General features: G+C 72.8%; 16 protein-coding genes and 1 pseudogene. 7 read left to right on the plus strand and 10 right to left on the minus strand.

Annotated elements, in window-relative coordinates:
• Nucleotides 1-12 precede the first annotated feature (12 nt).
• Nucleotides 13-1,449, minus strand: a complete 1,437-nt coding sequence (locus tag AC068Z_RS06895) for an NAD(P)/FAD-dependent oxidoreductase (RefSeq protein WP_478553028.1) — start codon at nucleotides 1,447-1,449, stop codon at nucleotides 13-15.
• Between the two features lie 78 nt (nucleotides 1,450-1,527).
• Here AC068Z_RS06895 and AC068Z_RS06900 point away from each other — a divergent pair, with 78 nt between their 5' ends.
• Nucleotides 1,528-2,739 carry a carboxylate-amine ligase gene (locus AC068Z_RS06900; RefSeq protein WP_478553030.1) on the plus strand — a complete coding sequence of 404 codons (1,212 nt, stop codon included), beginning with the start codon at nucleotides 1,528-1,530 and terminating at the stop codon, nucleotides 2,737-2,739.
• Between the two features lie 490 nt (nucleotides 2,740-3,229).
• Nucleotides 3,230-3,493 (plus strand): hypothetical protein, encoded by a 264-nt coding sequence (locus tag AC068Z_RS06905; protein ID WP_478553032.1) that lies wholly within the window; start codon nucleotides 3,230-3,232, stop codon nucleotides 3,491-3,493.
• Between the two features lie 88 nt (nucleotides 3,494-3,581).
• Here AC068Z_RS06905 and AC068Z_RS06910 read toward each other — a convergent pair whose 3' ends face one another.
• The 7 genes and pseudogenes from AC068Z_RS06910 to AC068Z_RS06940 all read right to left on the minus strand — a co-directional run.
• Nucleotides 3,582-3,872 (minus strand): DUF5133 domain-containing protein, encoded by a 291-nt coding sequence (locus tag AC068Z_RS06910; protein WP_478553034.1) that lies wholly within the window; start codon nucleotides 3,870-3,872, stop codon nucleotides 3,582-3,584.
• Nucleotides 3,873-3,904: 32 nt separating this feature from the next.
• The gene (locus tag AC068Z_RS06915) at nucleotides 3,905-4,753 is read right to left on the minus strand and encodes a SigB/SigF/SigG family RNA polymerase sigma factor (RefSeq protein ID WP_478553036.1); all 849 of its coding nucleotides are present in this window, start codon (nucleotides 4,751-4,753) and stop codon (nucleotides 3,905-3,907) included.
• 256 nt (nucleotides 4,754-5,009) lie between these two features.
• Nucleotides 5,010-5,498 carry an MSMEG_6728 family protein gene (locus AC068Z_RS06920; protein WP_478553038.1) on the minus strand — a complete coding sequence of 163 codons (489 nt, stop codon included), beginning with the start codon at nucleotides 5,496-5,498 and terminating at the stop codon, nucleotides 5,010-5,012.
• Between the two features lie 11 nt (nucleotides 5,499-5,509).
• The gene (locus tag AC068Z_RS06925; protein ID WP_478553040.1) at nucleotides 5,510-6,433 is read right to left on the minus strand and encodes an SDR family oxidoreductase; all 924 of its coding nucleotides are present in this window, start codon (nucleotides 6,431-6,433) and stop codon (nucleotides 5,510-5,512) included.
• 20 nt (nucleotides 6,434-6,453) lie between these two features.
• On the minus strand, nucleotides 6,454-6,915 hold the full coding sequence (locus AC068Z_RS06930; RefSeq protein ID WP_478553042.1) for a hypothetical protein: 462 nt from the start codon (nucleotides 6,913-6,915) through the stop codon (nucleotides 6,454-6,456).
• Nucleotides 6,916-7,015: 100 nt separating this feature from the next.
• Nucleotides 7,016-8,617 carry a phytoene desaturase family protein gene (locus AC068Z_RS06935; protein WP_478553750.1) on the minus strand — a complete coding sequence of 534 codons (1,602 nt, stop codon included), beginning with the start codon at nucleotides 8,615-8,617 and terminating at the stop codon, nucleotides 7,016-7,018.
• A gap of 105 nt (nucleotides 8,618-8,722) precedes the next feature.
• Nucleotides 8,723-9,205 (minus strand): annotated as a pseudogene (locus tag AC068Z_RS06940) (SRPBCC family protein); the annotation flags it as partial.
• Nucleotides 9,206-9,367: 162 nt separating this feature from the next.
• Between AC068Z_RS06940 and AC068Z_RS06945 the strand changes: the two are divergent.
• From AC068Z_RS06945 to AC068Z_RS06965, 5 genes are all read left to right on the plus strand, one after another.
• Nucleotides 9,368-10,300: a phosphatase PAP2 family protein gene (locus AC068Z_RS06945; protein ID WP_478553044.1), complete on the plus strand. Its 933-nt coding sequence runs from the start codon at nucleotides 9,368-9,370 to the stop codon at nucleotides 10,298-10,300.
• Between the two features lie 477 nt (nucleotides 10,301-10,777).
• Nucleotides 10,778-13,387, plus strand: a complete 2,610-nt coding sequence (locus tag AC068Z_RS06950) for a helix-turn-helix transcriptional regulator (protein WP_478553046.1) — start codon at nucleotides 10,778-10,780, stop codon at nucleotides 13,385-13,387.
• Nucleotides 13,384-13,845, plus strand: coding sequence for an acyl-CoA thioesterase (locus tag AC068Z_RS06955; RefSeq protein WP_478553048.1), 462 nt, complete (start codon nucleotides 13,384-13,386; stop codon nucleotides 13,843-13,845). The genes AC068Z_RS06950 and AC068Z_RS06955 overlap by 4 nt, the downstream gene beginning before the upstream one ends.
• A gap of 166 nt (nucleotides 13,846-14,011) precedes the next feature.
• Nucleotides 14,012-15,244, plus strand: a complete 1,233-nt coding sequence (locus AC068Z_RS06960; protein WP_478553050.1) for an acyl-CoA dehydrogenase family protein — start codon at nucleotides 14,012-14,014, stop codon at nucleotides 15,242-15,244.
• Nucleotides 15,223-16,395, plus strand: coding sequence for an acyl-CoA dehydrogenase family protein (locus AC068Z_RS06965; protein ID WP_478553052.1), 1,173 nt, complete (start codon nucleotides 15,223-15,225; stop codon nucleotides 16,393-16,395). The genes AC068Z_RS06960 and AC068Z_RS06965 overlap by 22 nt, the downstream gene beginning before the upstream one ends.
• Before the next feature lie 114 nt (nucleotides 16,396-16,509).
• Here AC068Z_RS06965 and AC068Z_RS06970 read toward each other — a convergent pair whose 3' ends face one another.
• Together AC068Z_RS06970 and AC068Z_RS06975 are read right to left on the minus strand one after the other, a co-directional pair.
• Nucleotides 16,510-19,302 (minus strand): AAA family ATPase, encoded by a 2,793-nt coding sequence (locus AC068Z_RS06970; protein WP_478553054.1) that lies wholly within the window; start codon nucleotides 19,300-19,302, stop codon nucleotides 16,510-16,512.
• A gap of 93 nt (nucleotides 19,303-19,395) precedes the next feature.
• Nucleotides 19,396-22,203 (minus strand): helix-turn-helix transcriptional regulator, encoded by a 2,808-nt coding sequence (locus AC068Z_RS06975; RefSeq protein WP_478553752.1) that lies wholly within the window; start codon nucleotides 22,201-22,203, stop codon nucleotides 19,396-19,398.
• Between the last annotated feature and the right edge of the window lie 229 nt (nucleotides 22,204-22,432).

A 22,432-nucleotide genomic window follows, 5' to 3' on the forward strand; every position in this document is an offset into this window, starting at 1 on the left:
CGTGGCAGTCCGTCAGGGCACAGGACGCAACGTCGGGTACGGGCTCAGGGTGAGGTAGAGGCCTGCGGCGGCGTGCTCGGGGGTGGTGGGCAGGGGCAGCATGTGGCTGGTCGCGTGACCGCCGAGTCCCTGGGCGGGTCGGCCGTCCAGCGGGCTGCGCAGTTGTGTGTGGAGCAAGTCGATGGATTCCGCCTGGGCGTCGTGGAGGTCCTCGGCGCCGGTGATGATGTTGAGGAAGGACTCGTGCAGGCGCAGGCCGTGCCGGTCGCGGTGGCTGAGTGTCTGGGCCTGCCGGAAGTAGGCGTCGCGGCCGTCGTGGATGCGGTAGAAGGCGCCTACGAGGATCAGCAGGCGTTCGTAGGCGTTGCGGTAGGCGGCCTGGTAGAAGGCGCGGGCGGCGGTTTCGTCGACTTCGCCGTTCAGGACGGCGGTGATGGCGGCGGCGCTGAGCAGGCCGCTGTACATGGCCAGGTGTACGCCGGTGGACAGCAGTGGGTCGAGGAAGCAGGCGGCGTCGCCGGCGAGGTAGTAGCCGGGGCCGCAGAACGCGTCGGCGGTGTAGGAGTAGTCGGTCTCGGTCTTCAGCGCGGCGACCGGCCGCGCACCGTCGAGCATCCGTTCCAGCATCGGGCACTGCCCGAGTGCCTCGCGGTAGACGGCGTCGATCGAGCCGAGCCTGCCCCGGGCCTGGTTGAAGGACCGTTTGTCCGTGACGAGGCCGACGCTGAGGGTGCCATCATGCAGCGGAATGGCCCAGAACCAGCCATGGTCGGGGAGCGAGAACACTCCGATGGCTCCTTCGGGAGCCGCCGGGAGCAACGCGGCACCACTCCAGTAGCCCCACACGGCGACGTTGCGGAACACGTCGTGCACCTTCCGCGCACCGAGCTGCCGGGCGCCCAACACCCCAGCCCGGCCGGAGGCATCGACCATGCACGCGAAGTCGATCTCACCGCTACGACCGGACCCGTCCTCACTTCTACGGCCCTCCCCGTTCCCAGTGCTACGACCGTCCTCGGCCACCCACGAAGCCGACACCGCGCCGCCCTCGCGCAGGGCGACCCGGCGCGCGCGGGTGCCCTCCCGGACGTCCGCGCCCTGACGGCGGGCGTGCTCCAGCAGCAGCTGGTCGAACTCGGATCGGACGACCTGGAAACTGTGCGACGCCTCGCGGCCGGGCTCGTCGAAGCGCAGGGCCCACTCCTGGCCGCCCCACCCGTAGAAGGCCCCTGCCTTGCGTACGAAACCATGCTGCTCGACGGCCTCCCGTGCGCCCAGCACGTCCAGGACGGGCAACAGTGAGGGCAGCAGCGACTCTCCGATGTGATAGCGAGGGAAGCGCTCGCGCTCCAAGACCACTACGTCGAAGCCCTGCCGCGCCAGCAGCCCCGCGGCGGTGGCCCCCGCCGGGCCGCCCCCGACGACCAGCACTTGAGTCCGCTCCCGCACGACCCACCCCCGTCCGGTTGAGGCAATGACGGCTTTGCGTTCTGCCCGTCGGCCGTCGCACGTGTCAGCATGACCGCCATGACGAGTACAGGGCACACGCCGGCCGTCACACAACCACCCGCCCCGAGCCGTGGCCGAACGACGCCCCTGGAGCACAGAGCCACTCCGCTCACCATCGGAGCAGAAGAAGAGTTCCTGCTCGTCGACCCCGTCTCCCGCGAACTGCGCGCCGACGCCGAGAAAGTGGTGACCGAGGCGACCGGCGAACTCGGCGACCGGGTCGGCCCCGAGATCACCCGCTACCAGGTCGAGACCCGCACCGACCCGCACACCGACCTGAACGGCCTCGCCGACCAGATCCACGCCACCCGCCGGTCCCTCGCCCAGGCCGCCGCACGCCAGGGGCTGCGCATCGTCTCCACCGGAACGCCCGTCCTCGCGCCGAACGGTCCCCCGCCGCTGACAGACGGACCCCGCTACGCCCGCAGCGCCGCGATGTTCCGCGCCCTGGACGACGAACAGATCGCCTGCGCCTGCCACATCCACGTGGGCGTACCCGACCTGGCGACCGCCCTGCGGATCAGCAACCACCTGCGGCCGTGGATCCCGCTGCTGATCGCGCTGTCGGCCAACTCGCCGTACTGGGAAGGCCGGGACACCGGCTACGCCAGCTGGCGCACGACCACGTGGGGCCGCTGGCCGGTCGCCGGACCGCCGCCGTACTTCGAGTCCCCCTCCCACTTCGAGGACCTCGTCGGCGGCTTCCTCGCCACGGGCACCCTTACGGACCGAGCCGGTCTGTACTGGGACATCAGGCCCTCCCACCACCTGCCGACCCTGGAGTTCCGCGCCGCAGACGCGACCGCCACGGCCGACGACACCGTCCTGCTGGCCGGGATCGTCAAAGCCATGACCGCCACCGCCCTCATCGCCATCGAGGCCGGAGAACCCGCCCCGCGCTGCTCTCCCGAACTCTTGCGGGCGGCCTGCTGGCATGCCGCACGCGACGGCATCGACGGCAACGGCATCGACACGGCCACCGGCCACCTCACCCCGGCCGCCACCCAGATCGAGCAGCTCCTGTCCCTGCTACGACCCGCCCTCGATCGGCACGGCGACACGCAACTCGTACACACCCTCTGGGCGCGGCTACGGACCCAAGGCAGCCGCGCCGAGGCTCAGCGCGCCGCCTCTCACCGCCCCGCCGGCCTTGCCGACGTCGTCGACCACCTGATCCACACCACCACCTCACCTCGACACACCGGCCCGCCGGCACGAGGCGCCGACTGATGCGGACGGCGCTGTCAAGCGAAAGCAGCTGCGGGCAGCTCCGCCTCCGTTGCCGCCCAGGACAGATGAGGGCCGACGCCGTCCTCAAGAAACGGGTGGTCGACGCGGCTGAAGCCTGTGGCGTTGGGACGGACGCAGAATCGCCTGCCCGCGCTCGGACAGCGCCGCGAGGTGAGTCGGCGTAGGGCAGCTGGAACCCCGGCTTCCCGGACCGGGAGGACGAAACCGCGGCCGGCCGGCTGACGGGCGGGGGATTCTGCCCACCCCGCGTGCCGCCATCGTCCCGGCAGGGTCGGCGACCGGGTGGGCGTGTGCGCTGGAGGGCGACGCGGTGTTCTTCGGCGTCGGCATCGCGCAGCAGGTGGGTCCCCCTTCGCATGGCTGCCTGCCCTCCTGCTGGGCTCGCCATGCGGGCAGGCGCCCGCCGGGCCATCGTGGGGCGTATGAGCGAGGACAGCCCTCGCCGCCAACTCCACCTGGGGAGAGCCACATGGATCAGTACGACGTGACCGACGCCCAGAGGAAGGCCTTCGAGGAGAACGAGTCCCAATTCCGCAAGCTGGACGACCAGATGCGAGGCATCCGGGAAGGCGCCCGAGCGCGGCTGACAAACAACGGATGGGAGCCCGACTCCGACGACGGCATCCCCTGCCTCTCCTGCCCCTGTCCGGACTTCCAGGACGGAGGCCCTCAGGGAAAGTGCAAGAGAGGCAGCTGCCGCCACTCGATCCTCGACCACGACCTGCCCACCTGAGCCAGGCTGCGGGCGGGGGTGCGCTGGACTTCGGATCAGGCCGCGCTCGGGCTGCCTTCACGACGACGGCCGCACCCCCGCACGCCCGTCAACTGCTCGCAGGACCGGCGCAAGCCTCCTCGACGGGGACCCGGGTCGCCGGGCGTGCACCGTCGGGCACCGGGGCGGGCTCAGGGCGAGAGGCGGCCGTGGCGAGGTATGCGTGAGCGGCCTCGAGCGCGTGGGCGATGTCGCGGGTTCCGGTGGACACGCACAGGGTGTAGGCGAGGTCCCGCAGGCGCGGACTGGGGGTGTCGGTTCCGTTGCGGAGCTCCTGGGCGCGTAGGGCCTCGTAGGCGCTGACGAGAGCACGCAGGTGGGCGGGAAGGGGCATCAACATCGGTCGGACTCCTCAGAGGCGTGGAATCGGGCTCACGACGCGGAGCGGTTGCTGGAACGCTGTGCAAGGGCCTCGTCGCGGATACGCGCACAGCTGCGGCTGATGAGCCGGGAGACGTGCATCTGGGAAATGCCGAGGCGATCCGCGATGCGGCCTTGCGTCATGTCCTCGAAGAAGCGCATGTACAGGATGGCCCGGTCACGCTCGGACAGCCTGCTGAGTCCCTGCTTGGCGGCCTCGCGGTCCACGATGACGTCGTACGACGCGTCCGGCGTGCCCAGGGTGTCGGCGAGGCTGTAGCCGTCGTCGCTCTCGGAGAGCGCGACGTCCAGCGACAGGGTGCTGAAGCTCTCCAGCGCCTCCATGCCCGTGCGTACCTCGTCCTCGGTGAGGCCGGTGTGCTCGGCGATGTCCTCGACGCTCGGCTCACCGCTGCCGGGGTTCTGGGTCAGCTCCCTGCGGGCCACCCGGACCCGGTTGCGCAGTTCCTGTACGCGGCGCGGGACGCGCAGAGCCCACATCCGGTCGCGGAAATGCCGCTTGATCTCGCCGGTCACGGTCGGGACGGCGTAACTCTCGAAGGCCCCGCGTGAGGGCTCGTACCGGTCGACGGCCTTGACCAGCCCGAGCGCGGCCACCTGGCGCAGGTCCTCGATGGACTCGCCGCGGTCGCGGAAACGGGACGCGATGCGGTGGGCCATGGGCAGCCAGACGGCGACGAGTTCGTCGCGCAGAGCGGACCGCTCGGGACCGTCCTCCAGTTCCGCCAGCCGGGCGAAGCGCTCAGCGGTGTCCGGGGCGTCGTCATGACTGCGCCGGGAGGGGGCGGCGGTCGGCCTCCGGGCTGTCTGCGGGGAAGCCGTCGAGATATCGGTAAGCATGCGGAAGAGCTCCTGAACGTGGTCGCAAGCCACGATCCGCGAGGTCCCGGGTCGTGACCTGCACGGGGGATGCCAGGTCAGCCGCGGGGAACGTGTCCAGGGCTCGCCAAAGGCGGACCCGAGCGGACATACTCGTCCCCGCTGGGCGCGCCTCCTGTCCGAAGCACAGGATTCCGGATGCCCCTGGGTCCTGCGCGCAAACACCCCCTCGCCCACGCCTTTCGAAGCAGTCCTGACGCGCCGCCACCGAGGGCGGTCAGGCGTCGGGGTGGACGCCCTGTGGTTCGCGGTCCGAGGTCGGCCAGACGTAGGGCAGATCGTCGGGGTCGGCGGGGAAGTGCGCGGCGTAGAAGGCCGGGTCCTTGCGGACCAGGGCCGAGCGGTGGCTCTGGTGGAAGGCCTCGTCGCCGAGCCACGGTGGCAGCTCGTCGGCGGCCGCCAGTCCGGCTTGGTCGCGCACCGTGGTGCCGGGGCGGTGGGTGGCCAGCTGCGAGACGAGGGAGGCCGCGCAGCTGTCCTGGTGGCCCTGTTCGCGCCAGACCCGGCAGACCTCCAGGCCGTAGCGCACGAGTGCTTCTTCGTACCCGGTCCACATGCGTACGGCCGGGTGCCGGCGCCAGCCGTAACCGGGGACCGTCAGGCCGCGCAGCACCTGGAGCGCTTCGACGCGTTGCTTGCCCAGGCGCCGACGGTCCAGCAGCTGGGCGCTCCGCCGGAAGTCGGGGTGGGGCAGGAAGGTCTGCATGGGTGCTCGATTCACGTCCCGTGGGGCCCGGTGGGGTCGTCGTCCCGTTGGCCGGCCCTGGTCTCGCGGGCGACGGCGCGGTCGGCGAGTCCACCTGCCCCGAGCGGGCCGGTGTGGGCGAAGGACTCGTAGCCCTCGGTATGGGACAGCCCGTGGCGGGACATCCGCAGGACGACGGGTGGCAGGATCGGCCGCAGGGGCTGGACGAGCCGGAGCCAGGCGGGGGCGTACACGGCCGTACGGCGACCTTCGATGCCCGTCACCAGGCGGGCGGCGACGGTCTGCACGGGGTGGGTCCGGCGGGCCGGCGGGGGCAAGTGGGTGCGGAGTGCGCGCATGACCGGGTAGCGGTCGGCGTCGCGGATCATGTCGGTGTCCGTCCAGCTCAGGTAGGCGATGCCCACGGCCACGCCCCGGTGGGCGACCTCCGCTCGCAGGGCGTGCGCGAAGGCCTCGGCTCCCGCTTTGGAGGCGCAGTAGGCGCTCATCAGGGGGACCGCGCCGAGGGACGCCAGGGAGGCGACCTGGAGGAAGTAGCCGGCCGTTGCGAACAGGTCCGGCAGGAACGCGCGAGCGGTGTTGGCGCTGCCGCCGAGGTTGACGTCGATGACGCGGTGCCAGCCCGCCGGGTCCGAGGCGAGGAAGGGGCCGCCCTCGGAGATGCCCGCGTTCGCCACCACCACGGAGGGCGGCCCGAAGCGGGCCCGTACCGTGCCGGCGGCGGCCGTGAGCGCGGCGAGGTCGGTGACGTCGGCCGCCACGGCCAGCGCCGGGCCCGGCAGGGACGCGGCCAACGCGTCGAGCGCCTCCGGTTCGTGGCCCAGGAGGGCCACCCGGGCGCCGCGTCCGGCGATCTCGCGAGCCAGTGCCGCGCCGATCCCGCGGGCGGCGCCGGTGACGGCGACCGTGCGGCCGGTCAGCGGACTGCTGCGCACAGGGCTTCCTTCCGGGCGGCTCAAGGCTGTGGTTCAGGCGGCCGGGCCGTGTGGTCAGGGTGGCCGGGCGTGCGGCGGTCCTCTTTCATCTGTGCCTCGTAGAGGTGGTCCCGGCCGTGGGCGAGTTCTTGCACTGCGCTCGTTTCCAGCTGCTGGAAGGGCCGGTAGTAAGTGGCGTTGTAGGCCTCGACGATCTGGAACGTCCAGTGCCCCGGGATGACGTTGCGTCCCAGGATCTCGGAGCGGACCCGCTCGGCCCACTCGTGATGGCCGGCCTCCCGCAGCAGCCGGACGGCCTCGTCCAGTTGCAGGTCGGCCGTTCCGGTCAGCTGGTGGAAGTCGTACAGACGGCCTCTGGCCCGTTCGGTGGTCTCCCACGCCTTGGAGAGCGCGCCGAGCGCTGCGACGGTCCGGTCGTCGACGTCGGCGGGGCGCTGGTGTCCGGGGGCGGGGGAGGTGCGGGTGTCGGTGGGGTCGCTCATCGGTTTCCTTCCTGGCGGGTGCGACAGCTGTGCCGGTGCGGTCGCTTCGCGGCTTGCTTCCGGTGCGGTCGCTCCACGCTTTGCGTCTGGTGCGGTCACTTCACGCCTTGCTTCCGGTGCGGTCTCGGCGGGTCAGCAGCCTTTGGGCGCGGGACAGGCCGGTGGGGTGGCCGTGCAGTGCGGCGCGAGCGGCGTTGGCTCCCGGAGCACCGTGCACCCCGCCGCCGGGGTGGGCCCCGGCGGAGGCGAGGAAGAGGCCGGGCACCGGTGTCTCCGGGCGCCCGGTGCCGGGCAGGGGGCGGAAGACGAGCTGCTGGTGCAGTGCGGAGGTGCCGCCGTTGATGGCGCCGGCGCGGAGGTTGGCGTCGAGGGCCTCCAGGGCCGGCGGCGCGAGGACGCGGCGGGCGCGGATCAGGGAGCGGAAGCCGGGCGCGAACCGCTCGACCTGCTGCTCGACCCGGTCGGCCATGCGTTCCTGGTCCGACTCGTCCCAGCGGCCGCCGATGCCCTCCCCGCCCGCGTCGGAGCGGATCTCATGGGGGACATGGGTGTAGGCCCAGGCCGATTCGGTCCCCTGGGGCGAGCGGGAGGGATCGGCGGTGGTCATCTGGCCGAACAGCAGGAAGGGGCGGTCGGGGAGCTGCCGCATGGCGATCTGCGCCGCGAAACGGGTCAGCTCGTCCAAGCCGTCGGCCAGGTGCACGGTGCCGGCCGTGGCCGCCTGCCGCGCCTGCCAGGGCACCTGCCCGTCCAGCGCCCAGTCGACCTTGAAGGTGGCGAAGTCCCACTGGAACCGGTGCAGGTCGTCCCGGAGCTGGTCGGGCACATGCTCGGGGGCGACGAGCTCGCCGTACAACGCCGGAACCGACACGTCCGCGAGGACCGCCCGGCGCGCCGACACCACCTCGCCGGACGCCGTTCGTACGCCGACGGCCCGGCCGCCCTCGACGACGATCTCCTCGACGCGCTGCCCGCAGCGCACCCGCCCGCCATTAGCCTCCAGGCGGCGCGTCAGAGCCTGGGTCAGCGCGCCCGCTCCGCCGACGGGGACGGGAAAGCCGTACGTCTGTCCCAGCATCGCCATCAGCCAGCCGAAGCCGCCGCTGCCCGCTGATTCAGGGGCGAGGTCGGCGTGCAGGGCGTTGCCGGCCAGCAGTAGCCGGCCGCCCTCACCGCTGAACTCCTCCTCGCCCATCCGGCGGACCGGCAGGACCAGGGAGCGGGCCATCCGCAGTCCGCCCGCGGCACGCAGCCGCGCTGCCAGCCGCGCCGTGGCGCGCACCGGAGGGAAGGGCGTGAACAGGGCGTCGAGGAGGTCCGGGTACAGGCCCTGCCATACGTCGTGCAGGCGCCGCCAGGCATCCCCGTCGCCGGCCGCGAAGGTGTCTAGGGACTGGGCCGTGACCTCGACGTCCGTGCCCAGGACCGCGCAGCTGCCGTCGGTGAGGGGATGCGCCAGCACGGCGGGCGCGTGACTCCACCGCAGGCCGTGGTCCTCCAGGCGCAGCCCTGCCAGTACGGGGGAGGCGGCGGCCAGGGGATAGAACGAGCTGCACAGATCGTTGACGAACTCGGGGTCGACTCCTCGGTCGTGCCGCACCGCCCCGCCCGGCTCTGGCTGCTCCTCCAGCACCTCCACGCTCCACCCGGCGTTCGCGAGCAGGTTTGCGGCCACCAGTCCGTTGGGGCCGGCGCCGATCACGACGGCGTCCGGCGCCTCAGGTCCGCTTTCCGGTGGCCGGGCGGGTGCTTTGTGCCGCCTTGGCGTGGGTTGGGGAGCGTCGGGGGAGGTGTTCTCGCACAGCCGGGCGAGTCGGGCGAGCATCGCGCGGTGGCGCAGCTGGACCAGTGCGTCAAGGCCCGCGTTGTGCACCTTGCCCCCCGCGCCTCGCAGGGGATGCTCGTCCAGCACGACCAGGCAGTGCTCGCCCCACGGCCGCAGCTCGACCGCGATCCGCGCCGTGCCCAGGAATCCCGCGTGCGCCTCCAGCTCCAGACGGACGCCTTCCTCGCAGTGGCGCACCACCGTCTCGTTGACGAGCTTGCGCGGCCCGAGCCGGATCTCGTAGCGGATCACCGCGCCCGTCTGCGGCCACTGCCCCCGGGCGGGCCAGGACCGGGAGGTCCCCACCACCCACTCCCCATACCGGTAGCCGTCGGCGAGCACAGCCCACACAGCGGCGGGACTGACGCGAATCAGACGATGGCGAACGGCCACGAAGCCTCCCACGTGCCACGGCCGACCCGACCGCCGACCGCGCCCCGAGTACCCCACTCGCCTCGACGTCATCGAGATCTCAGCAGATCGGATGCCGGTCAGCAGTGGGGGCCGGAGGAAACCTTGGGGTGCCGCCCCGACGCCGAGGCTTCGGGCTCGGCCGTAGACCGGGAGGAACGGCCGCGCGGGGAGAGTGCCGCGGCCGGGAATACCCGACCACCCCCGAGGATCCTCATGCGGCCTACGACAAACCCATCGGACGGCGGAGCCCGGCAGCGCGACCTGACGGTGAGGGATGCTCCGGCCCGGCGATCACCGGAATCGGACAGCTCTTCCGCTTCCGAGCCCGCCAGGCGCGGTTCCGCCGCGACGCGCGCGCTGCTGGAGCTGGCTCTGGTCGCGGTGCTGTTCCTGGCGTACAAGTTCGGCCGACTGGCGGCGGACGGGCACGTCGGTGTGGCATTTGAGAACGCGGAGACCGTCTGGCACTGGGAGCGCGTGCTCCGCCTGCCGTCCGAGAACTCCGTACAGGAGCTGATGCTGGGCAGCGAGGCGGTGATCCGCGCGGCGAACGGTTACTACGCCTGGGTCCACTTTCCCGCGACCGGCCTGTTCCTTCTGTGGCTGTACCTGAGCAGACCCGCGCACTACCGGTGGATCCGCAACGTCCTGGTGCTGCTGACCGGCTCCGCCCTGCTGCTGCACCTCGTGGCCCCGCTGGCGCCGCCGCGGATGCTGGCGCGGGCCGCGATGGTCGACACCGGACAGGTGTGGGGCCCAGCCGTCTACGGGGACCCGCAAGCCGACGCGACGGCCAACCAGTACGCGGCCATGCCCTCTCTCCACGTCGGATGGGCGGTGGTGCTCGCTGTGGCCCTGATCGTGGTCGCGCGCGGCCGGTGGAGGTGGCTCTGGCTGGCGCATCCGGTCGTCACCGTGCTGGTGGTCGTGGCCACCGCCAACCACTACTGGCTGGACGGCGTGGCGGCGTGCCTGCTGCTGGCCGGCGCGTTCTGCGTGGTGCGGCCGCCTGGGTCCGGCCCCATGGGTCGTCGTACGCGCGGCGGGCGGTGGGGGCATGGACGGGTCGGCCGGGCCTGGAGGGCGATAAGAGTACATATCACTCATGACCGTCGGACCTGGTCGCGGTTGACTGGTCGTAGCTGAGACGTGGGGACGACTCAGCCCGGCCGCGGCGCGAGGGGACAGCCGCCGCGGCGATGTCCATCCCCCCGGCCCCGACGTCCAGAGCGGAGACCTCGGAGGCCGGGGGATGGAGTGCAGCGCCCCCCATCGAACAGCGAGGCCCCCTGACTCCTGCGCCGGCCGCGAGGCGAGAGCCCGACCGTGGGGCCGCAACCCAGTGAGATCACGGATGCGCACGCCTCGCCCGATCTCGCAGAGTGGCTCGTTGTCACCAGCAACGGCCAGGAGACCTCATGGAACCGCCCCGACCGCGCCCTCCACGGCGTGTGGCCGGCCCCGCGCGTGCCGGACGCGGAGGGGGGCCGTGGCACCTGCGGCCGCGCAAACCTTGGGGTGCCTCCCCAACGCGAAGGACATGGCCGGAGCCCGAGCATCGATGACAGGTGCCCGACTCACTCCAGAACATGCTCCGCACCCTCCGATGCTTGGGGAATCACCATGGCCTCGCCCACGTATCCCACCCTTCACGTCGCGTACGACGACCCCGCGGGTCCCGCAGAGCTCGGCCCGGCCGCCCTGGTGGGCCGCGACCGTGAGCTGCGTACCGCACTCCACGTACTGCGGTCCGCCGGAGGGCCCGCCGGAGCCCTGATCGTCGGCGCGCCCGGCGTCGGCAAGACCCGTCTCGGGGAGGAGATCGTGGCCGCATTGTCCGCCCGCGCCGAAGCGGAGGAGGAGGGCGGCCCGCCCGGTCGGTCCGGCCCCGGCGGCACGGTGCGGCCCGTCCAGAGGCTGGCCCCGGCGGCGGTGACCAGGAGTGTGCAGCGCCTGCTGCGGCCGGGCTCGGTCCGCCCCCGCACGCTGTGGATCGACGACGCTCATCTGCTGTCCGAGCAGGCCGCCGAGTGCCTGAGCGAGCTGACCCACCGGCGTGAGCACAAGATCCTCCTCGCGATGACCAGCGACCAGGGGCCTTGGCGGCTGCAATCGCTGTGGAAGGACCAGAGGCTCACGCGCATCGAACTCGGTCCGCTGGACGTGCTGTCCACGCGACGCCTGACGAGCGCGCTGTTCGGTGACCGGCTCGCACAGCCGGGTGTCGTGCGGCTGGCCGCCATGGCGGACGGCAATCCGCTGCTGCTGCGGGAACTCACCCGGGCCGCGGTCGAGCAGCACCTGATCGTTTCCGAGGGCCCGCTGTGGCGGCTCGGCGCCGGCCTGCCGGTCTCGAACGCGTTGCGGGAACTGGTCGCCCGGCAGCTCGGCGGACTCTCCGAGGACGCCCGCCGGGCAGTGGAGCTCATCGCGCTAGCCGAGCCGGCCCGTCTCGACGTACTGGAAGGGATCGTGTCCGCGGACACACTCCTGGACCTGGAGGACGCCCGAGTGGTCCGCGTCTCCGACCCCCGGACCGAACCGGTTTCGGGCTCGGCCCGTTCGGTGGCCGTCGCCCACCCCTATGTCGGTCACGTGCTGCGCCAGGACCTCGGCCCGTTGCGGCGCAGGCACTACCTGCGGCGTTGGACGCGCGAAGTTCCGAGAGAAGACCTGACGCGCGCCGAGCGCGTCCGCCTCGCCCAGTGGCACCTGGACGCGGGCGACCTCCCGGAGCACGACCTGCTGTGGGACGGGGTGCGGTGCGCCCTGCACGACCATGACGCCGTGGCGGCGATACGGCTGTCCGCGGCCGCGTGGGACGGCCACCCCACCGCCCGGGCCGCCGAACTGCACGCGCGTGCCCTGTTCGCCGCCGGTGCCTTCGAGGATCTGCACGCGTTCGTCGAGAAGGTGTCGGTCGAGCACCCCGACCACCTCCGCCTCATCGTGCCGATCCAGGCCCGTACCCTGCTCTTCGAGGGCAGGCAGGACCACGCGGACACCGTCGCCTCCCAGCTGACGGGCACGCAGCGCTCGGCTTTCGCCGCCTTGTCCGCGGCCTTCCGGGGACGCTTCGCCGAAGCGCTGGGCCATGCCCGCGAGGTACTGAGCACCCCCGCTTCGCCCTGCCGCGCCGAGTCAGCCCTGCTGGCGATCGGCTCCCTGGGAAGGATGGGCCGCCCGCACGACGCACTGGAGCTCTACGAGGAACTCCGCGGGCGCGCACCCGACGCCGACGCCTGCTGCTTCTTCGAAGCGGACGCCATGGAAGAGGCACACGCACTCGCCCAGCTGTACGCAGGGCGCCTGGACGAGGCCGAGGGCATCCTGCGGCGCGAATACCGTACCGCCGTCCGGTGCAACCGCGTCGGCGTCGACGCCCGGCGGGGCCTCACCCTCGGCGTGGTCCTCCTCGAACGCGGTCGTATCCGCGAGGCGCTGGACTACTTCTCCTTCACCCCTGCCTACCAAGTGGCGTGGCGGCCGTGGCACGTCAGGGCCGCCATCCACTCCACGATCGCGGCGCACTGCCTGCCGGCGGTCCGGCGGGACGGCCTGCCCGCCCTGCCGGACGACGCCGGGCACGGGCCGTATGCCGCCGAACTGGCCGTCGCCCGTGCCTGGCAGGCTCACCAGCGCGGCGAGCAGGAGCAGGCCAGGATCCTGCTGCACACGGCCGCGGACGCGGCGCTGGAGGCGGGCAGTCACGGCGACGCCGTCATCGTCCTGCACGAGATGGCACGGCTCGGACTGCCGGCGCATCCTGCCGTCGGAGAGGAACTGCCCGTGCAGGGGACGTACCTGAAAAGCCGACTGCACTACGCGCGGGCGGTCCACTCCGGCGACGCCAGGCTGCTCGGCCAGGTCTGCCGAGCCCTGACGGACGCGGGGGCGGACCTGTACGCGGCGGAGGGGTACGCCGAACTCGCCCGGCTGCAGCGGCGGGCCGGGAAGAACCGCGCGGCCACCGCCTCCACGGTTCAGGCTCGCTCGCTGCGGCGGCAGTGCGGCGAGGTGAGCACGCCGGCGCTGCACTTCCTCGGCGACCCGGCGGGGTTGTCGGAGCGGGAGCGGACGGTGGCGCGGCTGGCGGCGCAAGGGCACACCGACAAGGAGATCGCCCACCTGCTGGTGGTCTCGCCGCGCACCGTCAGCAACACCCTGTACCGCGTCTACCAGAAGGTCGGCGCCTCGGACCGCAGGCACCTGCGCCGGCTGCTGTCGCTGTGAACCAGACCAAGGAGTCCGACACCGTGTCCGACCTGGAGATCACCTACCGGGGAACCGTCTACCCATGGCACTGCGACCACATGGGGCACATGAACGTCATGTGGTACGTCGGGAAGTTCGACGAGGCCACCTGGCAGCTGTTCGCCGGCATCGGCCTGACCCCGGCCCACCTGCGCGAGCGGCAGCGGGGGATGGTCGCCGTGGATCAGCGGATCTCCTACCGGCGCGAGGTGCGGGCGGGCGAGGTGGTCGTGGTCCGCTCCGGCGTGCTGTCCACCGGCACCTCGTCCTTGCGGTTCTGCCACGTGATGGAGGACGCCGTCAGCGGCGAGGTCTGCGCGGTCACGGCAGTGACCGGCGTGCACTTCGACACGCTGGCCCGGCAGGCGGTGCCGCTGGCCGTGGAGCACGTGGCGGCCGCCCGCGAGCGGATCACCGACTTCGATCCGGGCCTGTGACGCCGTAGGCAAAAAGCACACACCGCGCCGAGTGGGATCGCCCGATTCCGGCATGCCCCGCACCGGATCCAGGCCGCCACCGGCACCCCTTTCCGCCCGCGGCGCGCGGCACTTGACGTCCAGGCCCGCGCCGCGTCCGCACCAATTCCGCACGAGAGGCACCTGCATGGCACCGAAGACCGCTCCGCACGACCCGGATGTCGTGCCGTCCTGGACACCCGACCTCGTCAGGCAGGTCGCCCAGGACTTCCTGGCCGGGCACGACCCGGCGACCACCTCCGCCACCGAATTCCTCCTCGCCAGATACGACGCCGGGCTGGCCTGGGTGCACTTCCCGCCCGGCTGGGGCGGACTGGGTGCGCCCCGGGCCATGCAGGCCGTCGTGGACGCCGAGTTGGAGTCCGCCGGCGCTGTCACCGGCACACCCGGACATGCCGTCATCGGCCACGGCATGGCAGCACCTGTGCTGCTTGCCTGGGGCAGCACCGAGCAGAAACAGCGGTTTCTGCGCCCCCTGTTCGCCCGCCAGGAACTGTGGTGCCAGCTGTTCAGCGAACCGGGTGCCGGTTCCGACCTGGCCGCCCTGGCCACCCGGGCCGTGCACGACCCCGACACCGGTGGCTGGATCGTCGACGGGCAGAAGGTGTGGACCTCCCACGCCCACGAGGCGCGGTGGGGCCTCCTGGTGGCCCGCACCGATCCCGCGCTGCCCAAGCACCAGGGACTTACCTACTTCGTGGTCGACATGACGGCGGCCGGGGTCGAGGTGCGTCCGCTGCGGCAGGCCACCGGCGAGGCCGAGTTCAACGAGGTCTTCCTGACGGGGGTGCGGATCCCCGACACCCAGCGCATCGGGGGCGTCGGCGACGGTTGGAAGGTCGCCAACGCCACGCTCATGAACGAACGGGTCGCCATCGGCGCCGACGTCCTGCCACGCGAGGGCGGCATGATCGGAGCCGTGGCGGAGGTCTGGCGCCAACGGCCCGAGCTGCGCACCCCCGGGCTGCACCAGGTTTTGCTGCGGCACTGGGTGGACGCGGAGGCACTTCGGCTGACCGCGGAGCGGCTGCGCCGGCAGCTCGCCGCCGGACGGCCCGGGCCGGAAGGGTCCGCCGCCAAGATCACCTTCGCCCGCCTGAACCAGGAGATGTCCGGGCTCGCCCTGGAACTGCTCGGTGCGGAAGGGCTCCGCTACGACGACTGGTCCTTCCGCAGGCTGGACCCCGACCAGGATCCACTGGAGCGCTGTTTCGGCTACCTCTACCTGCGCTGCAAGGGCAACTCCATCGAGGGCGGCACCACGGAGGTGCTGCGCAACATCATCGCCGAGCGCGTTCTCGGTCTCCCGCAGGACATCAGAACGGACAAGGACATGCCGTGGAAGGACCTTCCCAGGTGAGCGCCGACCGCGCGGCCGGCGCCATGACAGACCTCCTCTACAGCGAAGTCGAGGAGGAACTGCGTTCGCAGGTGAGGAAGTTGCTGCGGCACCGGTACGCCGGTGACGGACTCGTCGCCCGAGTGGAGACCGAAGAGGCGCACGACAGCGGGCTGTGGCGGGCACTGGCCGGTGAACTCGGCGTCGTGGGACTGGCCGTGCCCGAGGAGCTGGGCGGTGCGGGCGCCACCTGGTGTGAGACCGCGCTGGTCCTGGAGGAGCTGGGCGCGGCCGTCGCGCCCGTGCCCTATCTCGGCCACAGCGTCGTGGCCACGGCCGCGCTCCTCGCGGCGGGCGACGTCGCCCTCCTGCCCGACGTCGCCGCCGGACAGCGCATCGCCGCCCTCGCCGTCCCGTTCACGACCCTGCCGGACGGCGAACCACCCTGCTCCGTCACGGCCGCTGACGGCACCGCGCGCGGCACCGTCACGGGCGTCGCCGACGCGGCGGCGGCCGACCTGCTGCTCGTCCCCGCCGCCGGGCCGGACGGTGCTCTGCTGCTGGCCGTGGACCTGGCGGCGGCCGGACGGTCGGTGCGCCGCACGCCCGTTGTCTCCCTGGACCTCACTCGCCCGCTGACCGACATCGAACTGCGCGACGCGCCCTGTGCCGTCATCGCCACCGGAACGGCGGCGCAGCAGGCGGTGCGCCAAGCCCTCGTCGCCGGGGCGGCGCTGCTGGCCTCCGAGCAACTCGGTGTGGCCGAGTGGTGCTTGGCGACGACCGTGACCTATGCGAAGCAACGGCACCAGTTCGCCCGGCCCATCGGCTCCTTCCAGGCCGTGAAGCACCGCCTGGCCGACCTGTGGATCCTGGTGACGCAGGCGCGCGCGGTGGCCCGCAACGCCGCTGTCGCCCTGTCCGCCGGCTCGGCCGATGCGCCGACCGAGGCGGCGCTGGCTCAGGCGTTCGTGTCCGAGGCGGTGGTGAAGGTAGCCGAGGAAGCACTCCAACTGCACGGCGGAATCGGGTTCACCTGGGAGCACCCGATCCATCTGTACCTCAAGCGCGCCAAGAGCAGCTCGCTCGCGTTCGGCACGGCCGACCGGCATCGGGCCGTCCTGTCGGGCCTTGTCGATCTGCCGCCGGCCTTGGGCGTGTCCCCGGTCTGAGCGGTTGCGGTGGCGGACCCGAGCGCGGCCCCGGCCTCCCCGGCCGGGGCCGCGCTCGACCGCCGCCGCTCGGGCGTGCGGAGCGGCACCGCCCCGCCACCCACGCCGGCGGGATCAAGCAAGCTCGGTGCCGGTCTCCCCGAGCAGCCCGCGGTCCAGGGCGCGGACGAGGTGGACCCGGCCGGCGCATCCTGTCTTGGCGTACACCCGGCTCAGATGACGTTCTACGGTCTTGACGCTCAGCGACAGGGACTGGGCGATCTCCCGGTTGGACCGGCCGAGTTGCACGTACCGGACGACCTGGATCTCCGTCGCGGTCAGCGGGGCGGAGGGGGAGGCCCGGTGACGGGGCACCTTGAGGTTCCGGCGGCGCAGCTCCGCTCCGGCCCGTCGGCACCAGGGCAGCGCGCCGAGCTCGTGGAACATGGCGAGCGCTGTGCGCAGATGCCCTTCGGCGTCCGCCCCCGCCGCGCCGAGGGCAAGGTGGATCCTTCCGCGCAGCAGCGTCAGGTGGTGGCGATCGGCGACCGCGAGCGCTTCGCGCAGGGCGCCAGGGTCCCCCGCGGCACGGCCCTGCGCGAGACGTGCCTCGACGAAGCCCAGGTGGTCGTGATCGTCGACGCCGTTCTCGCGGGCCTCGGCCAGGAGGGCCGCCACGGCGGTGGGGGAGGCGGTCTCGGCTTCCAACGAGGCCAGCTGCACCAGCAGCCGGCCCCGCAGACGAGCCGGCAGCGTGGCTTGGGTGAGCCAACGGGCCAGGCGGCGGCGCCCGCTGGCCAGGTCGCCCTGTACCAGGTCGATCTCGGCGTGGGCTCCGATCGCGGCGCTGCCCAGTGGTGGGTGGGTGCGGTCGATGGCGTCCGCCGCCCTGCGTGCGGCGTCCCAGTTGCCCCGGTGGGCGTGGAGCGTCGCCTCGATCATCCGCAGCAGACCCAGGTGTACCTGTGAGCCGGAGTGTTCCATGGACCGGGTCACCGTGGCGATGTCGGCGAGCGCCTCGTCCCAGGCGCCGGTGAGCGCGGAATGGTGCACCCGGGCGGCGGCGAGTCTGCCCCGGAAGATGTTCCAGCCGCACGCCGCCAGCAAGGGGTCGGCCTCGGACAGCGCTTCCGCACAGGCGTCCGTGTCGCCCTGGAGGGACAGCAAGAGGCCAAGACTGCTCAGGGCATCAAGGCGGGCGGCCGGTGGGGCTTGTGACGCGGCGTCGCGCAGTCGGCGGACGAGGGGGGCGAGGACGGGGCGGGGCGAGGACAGGTAGCGCACCGGTGCCAGGAACCCCAGCGCGGCTATGCGGTCGGTCACGGTCGCCGAGTCCAGCCGCGCCTCCGCCGCGTCCGCCGTGCTCACCGCCTGCCGCACCTTCCCGGTCATCATCTGGAGGTGGGCCGCCTGCGCGGTGAGGACGACACTGTCGTCGGCTGTTCGCGCCGCATCCACGAACGCTGCCGCCTCCTCCGTCGCGGCGTGCTCGATGAGTGCCCCGGCGACGACAGCGTTGAGCCGGGCACCGCGCTGGGCGCCCCCGCCCGCCACTCCGGCGGCCGAACTGCCCGTGCGCACCGCCTCAATGACCCGGCCGTCGACGAGCTGGGCGAGCGTCAGTCGGGTGACGAGGTCGGCGCGCAGCGGATGGTCGGAAGGGGCGAGGCGCAGAGCCTTGTGATACCAGGCGGCGGCGTCGGCGGGAGCGTGCGGAAACGCCCGTCTGGCCGCTGCGGCCAGGATCGCGACGGCACGCGTGTCGCCGTGGTCCGCCGACGCGGCCACGTGCACCGGGAGGTCCGCCTGCGCGTGCGGGTGGTCCCGCATCCAGTCGGCGGCGAGGGCATGCGCCCGGCGCCGCGCCGCGGGACCCAGCTGCCCGTACAGGGCGTCGCGCACGAGCGGGTGGGCGAAGGTGTGCTCGCCCGGGACGCCGGTGTGCAACACCCCGCCGATGACCAGGGCGTCGAAGCCCGCTTCCGCCCCTGTGCGGGGCATTTCGGCGATACGGGCCAACAGGTCCGTCCCGTCCGTCGGCACGGTTCGCAGCACGGCGGCCGCCTGGGCCACCCGCAGGGTGACTGCGTCTGTGCCCACCATGCGACGGACCACCCGCTCGCAGCCTTCCTCGCCCAGGGCGGGCTTGCCGCCGGCCGGCGACAGGAGCTCGTGCGCCTGCCGCAGGCCCCCGCTCTCCGCGATCCGACTGGCCAACTCCACGACGAGGAACGGGTTGCCGCCGGTCCTCCCGTGCAGGTGGGCGGCCAGTGCCGGGGACGGCGGCGCCCGCAGCACGTCGGTCGCCAGGTCCGCGACCGCCTCGACATCCAGCGGCGTCAGATCGATGACCTGCAGCGTCGCAGGAGACTCGAACGTGTCGAGGAAGGCGGAGAGCGGGCTGCCGGAGGTGCGGGGACCGCGCTGCGTCGCCACGACGACGAGGGCATGCCGTGCCGGGGCCCGGGCGAGCCGGGCGAGGAGCGTCAGGGTGTGGGGGTCGGCGTGCGCGAGATCGTCCACGGTGAGCACCGTCGGCGCCCCGTCGCGCAGGTGGCGCAGCAGCCGCGCCGAGGTGACCGTGACGCCACGGTGATCGCTCACCTCCGCCGCGGCCGCCAGACAGGCGACCAGCTCGGCCGTGGGGGTCCGCACCGCGGCGGGGCCGGTGACGCGGACCGTGGCCAGTGTCCCGTAGGCCGTCGGGCAGTGGCTGTCCAGCGGTGTGGCGGAGAGCCGAACGACGTGCCAGGGGGAGGCGACGGTGTCCAGCACATGCCGCGCAAGGCGTGACTTGCCGATGCCGGCGGGGCCGCGGAGCAGGACCGCTCCGCCGCAACCGGACACGGCCCCGGACAGCGCGTCCGCGAGGACGCGGGTCTCCGGTTCGCGTCCGCGCAGTTGAGGGTGTGACACACGGCTCGTCATCGTGGCGTCTCCTTTGCCGGTGGTGGCGTGGCCGGGCCGCGTCGGGTCCGGGTACTGGCGGTCCGGGAGGTCGGGGCGCGTGCCGCGATGAGGTCACTCGAAGAGGGAAGGGTCGGCGTAGTACAGCTGGGTGAGATCGGCGCGCGAGGCGATCCCGAGCTTCGGGAAGACCTTGTAGAGGTGGTATTCGACGGTGCGCCGGCTCAGGAACAGCTGATCGGCGATCTCCTTGTTCGGGTGCCCTTGGGCGGCCAGTCGGGCGATGCGCAGCTCCTGCGGGGTCAGCACGGCGGACGTGCCTTGCCGCCGGGTCGTCTCGCCGGTGGCCCGCAGTTCCCGCCGCGCCCGCTCAGCCCACGGCGTCATCTGCAGGCGTTCCAGCGAGTCGGCCGCGCTGCGCAGCCGGCGCCGTGCGTGCACCCTTTTGCGGGCCCTGCGCAGCCGTTCGCCGAAGTAGAGCTCCGTTCTCGCCTTCTCCAGCGGCACTCGGCCGCTGTGGAGAGCCAGCGCCTCTTCGTACCGGGCGATCGCCTCGTCGTCGTCCTCGGCGAGCAGTGCCCGCGAACGGGCCAGCAGAGCGGGCACCTCTCCGGTCGCGGAGCCGTCCTGCCAGAACTCCAGAGAACGCATCGCGTCCCGCGCGGAGTCGACGTCTCCCGCGCGTACGGCGGCCTCGATGCGGTCGGGCAACGACTGCATGGTCACCATGGGGTGACCGGTGCCCGCCTGCGGAGCGGCGAGCAGGTTCAGCAGGCCCAGCGCCTCGTCGTACTCGCCGCGGGTCAGGGCGAGTACGGCGAGGGCGTGACGCGCCGTGGCCACCGCCAGGCCGATCCGGCGGCCGAGGGCGGTACTCAGCGCTGCTTCGGCAGCCTCCCGGCACGCGGTCTCATCGCCGCGCAGGGCGTGCAGCAGGGCCAGACGCGCTCGGTGCACGGCCGCCAGGTTCTCCTGACCCGATTCCCGGGCCAGGCGCAGTCCCCGCTCGGCCAGTTCGGCGGCCTGAGCCGTCCGGCCCGCGATCATCTCCAGCACGACGACGAGGTCCAGGTGTCCGGGCTGCGCCCCCACGTGTTCCGACGCCCTGGCCCGGTCGCTGACCTTTGCGTACAGCGCCAGTGCCTGCGGGAACTCACCGAGGTAGAGAGCGCCGGTTCCCGCCCAGGCCACCAGCACCGGGTCGTCCAGGACCAGCGCCTCACGTATGCCCTGGCCGAGCAGAGCGCGGGCGTCCGAGATGTCCCCCTTGACCGCTGCTCCCATGCCGGTGAGCAGCAGGTGGGTGCAGTGAACGGCTGGGAGACGGGAGGACAGGCGGCCCGCTGCGGCGCCCAACTCGTGAAACCGGTCCAGATCGCCCGCGTGCGAGGCCGCCTCCGCTGCCTGCAACAGACAGCGCGCGGCGGCCTCCGCATCCGAGGCCGCCAGGCAGTCCGCCGCTCTCGACAGCACGCTGAACGCGTCCGTGATCACCCCACCGCGCAGGTGCAGCGTCCCGCGCAGCTGGAGCAGGCGACCCAGCACGTCGGGCTCGCGCACGAGGAGTTCCGCTTCGGAGATCAGATCCCGGGTCTGACGGGTCAGGCCGGCCTCCCAGGCCGAACGCGCCGTCTCGTACAACCGGCGGGCTCGTACGTCGGCGTCCGGGGTGAGCCGGGCCGCGCGGTCCAGCAGGGCGCCGGCCGCGGTGTGGTGGCCGCGGGTGCGGGCGTGCTGTGCGGCGTCCGCGAGTTCGGCGGCCACCTTCTCGTCGGGCCCGACGGCGGCCGCCGCGAGGTGCCGGGCCCGTCGGCCGTCGCGGGCCTGGGGCACGAGGACCTCGGCGAGTGCCGTGTGCGCGCGGCGGCGTTCGGCCGCGGGGGAGCGGCTGTGCACGGCGGCCTGCACCACGCGGTGGCGGAAGGTGATGTGCCGGGCGTCCATGTCGATGATCCCGGCCTCCTCGGCCGCGTCGAGACAGTCCGGGGCAAGGCCCAGCCGGGTCGTCGCCGCGATGACGGCCGGCAGGTCCCCGTGTTCCTCCGCTGCGGCCACCAGAAGGCCGAGCCGGGTCGCGGCCGGCAGGGTGCGCACGCGGTCCAGGAAGGCGCGTTCCACCACCTCACCCAGCGGTAGGGGAACGGGGAGGGGTTCGCGCCCCCGCAAGTGCTCCGGGGCCAGCGCGGTCCCCAGGTCGGTCAGGGCCAGCGGATTCCCGGCCGTACGGCGTACCAGTTCCGCCGCCACGGCCGGATCGACGGGCGTGCCCGCGTGGTCGGTGAGGAGGGCGCGGGCGGCGGTCCGGTCGAGTCCCGGCAGCCGGAGGCGGGGGAGGGCGGGGTCGGCCAGCGGGTCCGGAGCCGTATCTCTCTGTGCCATCAGCAGGACGATGCCCTGCCCGTGGAGCCGACGGGCCACGAAGAGCAGGACGTCCAGCGTGGAGCGGTCCATCCAATGGGCGTCGTCGACGGCACACAGCAGCCCGTTGCCGGCGGCGGCCTGCGTCAACAGCGACAGCGTGGCCATGGACACGAGGTAGGCCTCGCTGCGGCGCCCCGGCCCCGGATGCAGCACCTCGTCGAGTGCTGCTGCCTGGGCGTCGGGAAGCGCCGCCGGCCGGTCGTGCAGCGGATACAGCAGTTGGTGCAGGCCCGCGAAGGGATAGGCGGACTCCGAGGGCGCGCCGCGCCCTTGGAGCACCGTCAACCCCAGGGCTGTGGCCCGGTGCCGGGCATGGGCCAGCAGCACACTGCGGCCCGCGCCCGGCTCGCCGTGCAGCAGCAGCCGGTCACTGCGCGCGGCGGTGGCCCGCGTCAGCATGCGGTCGATTGCTGCCAGCTCAGCGACGCGGCCGTGTGGTGGGGGTGGTGCGTGGATGGTGCTCGCCTCCGTCGACGGCCACCGGTGCGAGGGGGCGGGCAGTTCGGGCCCGCTTCGGTGACCGGCGGCGGTGCAGGCAGCCTAGGCCGGACCGGCCTGAGCCAGGCCTCCGGTGGCTTGGCAAGGCCTCTGACCGGGCGCGATTGAGTAGGAATCACTCACCTGCGGTCCGCTGGGCAGATGGTGCGTGACCCGCCCACGAGCCCGGACGGCGTGGGCGGGCATGCGTGGCGGGACAAACGGGTCCCTGCCGGGCGTGGGGGCGCCCCGG

The sequence above is a fragment of the Streptomyces sp. NPDC043726 genome (assembly GCF_056436565.1).

Excerpts from the sequence above, each read along its gene's own strand:
- AC068Z_RS06900 (WP_478553030.1), top strand. The coding sequence starts at position 1,528 with ATGACGAGTACAGGGCACACGCCGGCCGTCACACAACCACCCGCCCCG.
- AC068Z_RS06905 (WP_478553032.1), top strand. The coding sequence starts at position 3,230 with ATGGATCAGTACGACGTGACCGACGCCCAGAGGAAGGCCTTCGAGGAG.
- AC068Z_RS06910 (WP_478553034.1), bottom strand. The coding sequence starts at position 3,872 with ATGTTGATGCCCCTTCCCGCCCACCTGCGTGCTCTCGTCAGCGCCTAC.
- AC068Z_RS06915 (WP_478553036.1), bottom strand. The coding sequence starts at position 4,753 with ATGCTTACCGATATCTCGACGGCTTCCCCGCAGACAGCCCGGAGGCCG.
- AC068Z_RS06920 (WP_478553038.1), bottom strand. The coding sequence starts at position 5,498 with ATGCAGACCTTCCTGCCCCACCCCGACTTCCGGCGGAGCGCCCAGCTG.
- AC068Z_RS06930 (WP_478553042.1), bottom strand. The coding sequence starts at position 6,915 with ATGAGCGACCCCACCGACACCCGCACCTCCCCCGCCCCCGGACACCAG.
- AC068Z_RS06945 (WP_478553044.1), top strand. The coding sequence starts at position 9,368 with ATGCGGCCTACGACAAACCCATCGGACGGCGGAGCCCGGCAGCGCGAC.
- AC068Z_RS06950 (WP_478553046.1), top strand. The coding sequence starts at position 10,778 with ATGGCCTCGCCCACGTATCCCACCCTTCACGTCGCGTACGACGACCCC.
- AC068Z_RS06960 (WP_478553050.1), top strand. The coding sequence starts at position 14,012 with ATGGCACCGAAGACCGCTCCGCACGACCCGGATGTCGTGCCGTCCTGG.
- AC068Z_RS06970 (WP_478553054.1), bottom strand. The coding sequence starts at position 19,302 with ATGACGAGCCGTGTGTCACACCCTCAACTGCGCGGACGCGAACCGGAG.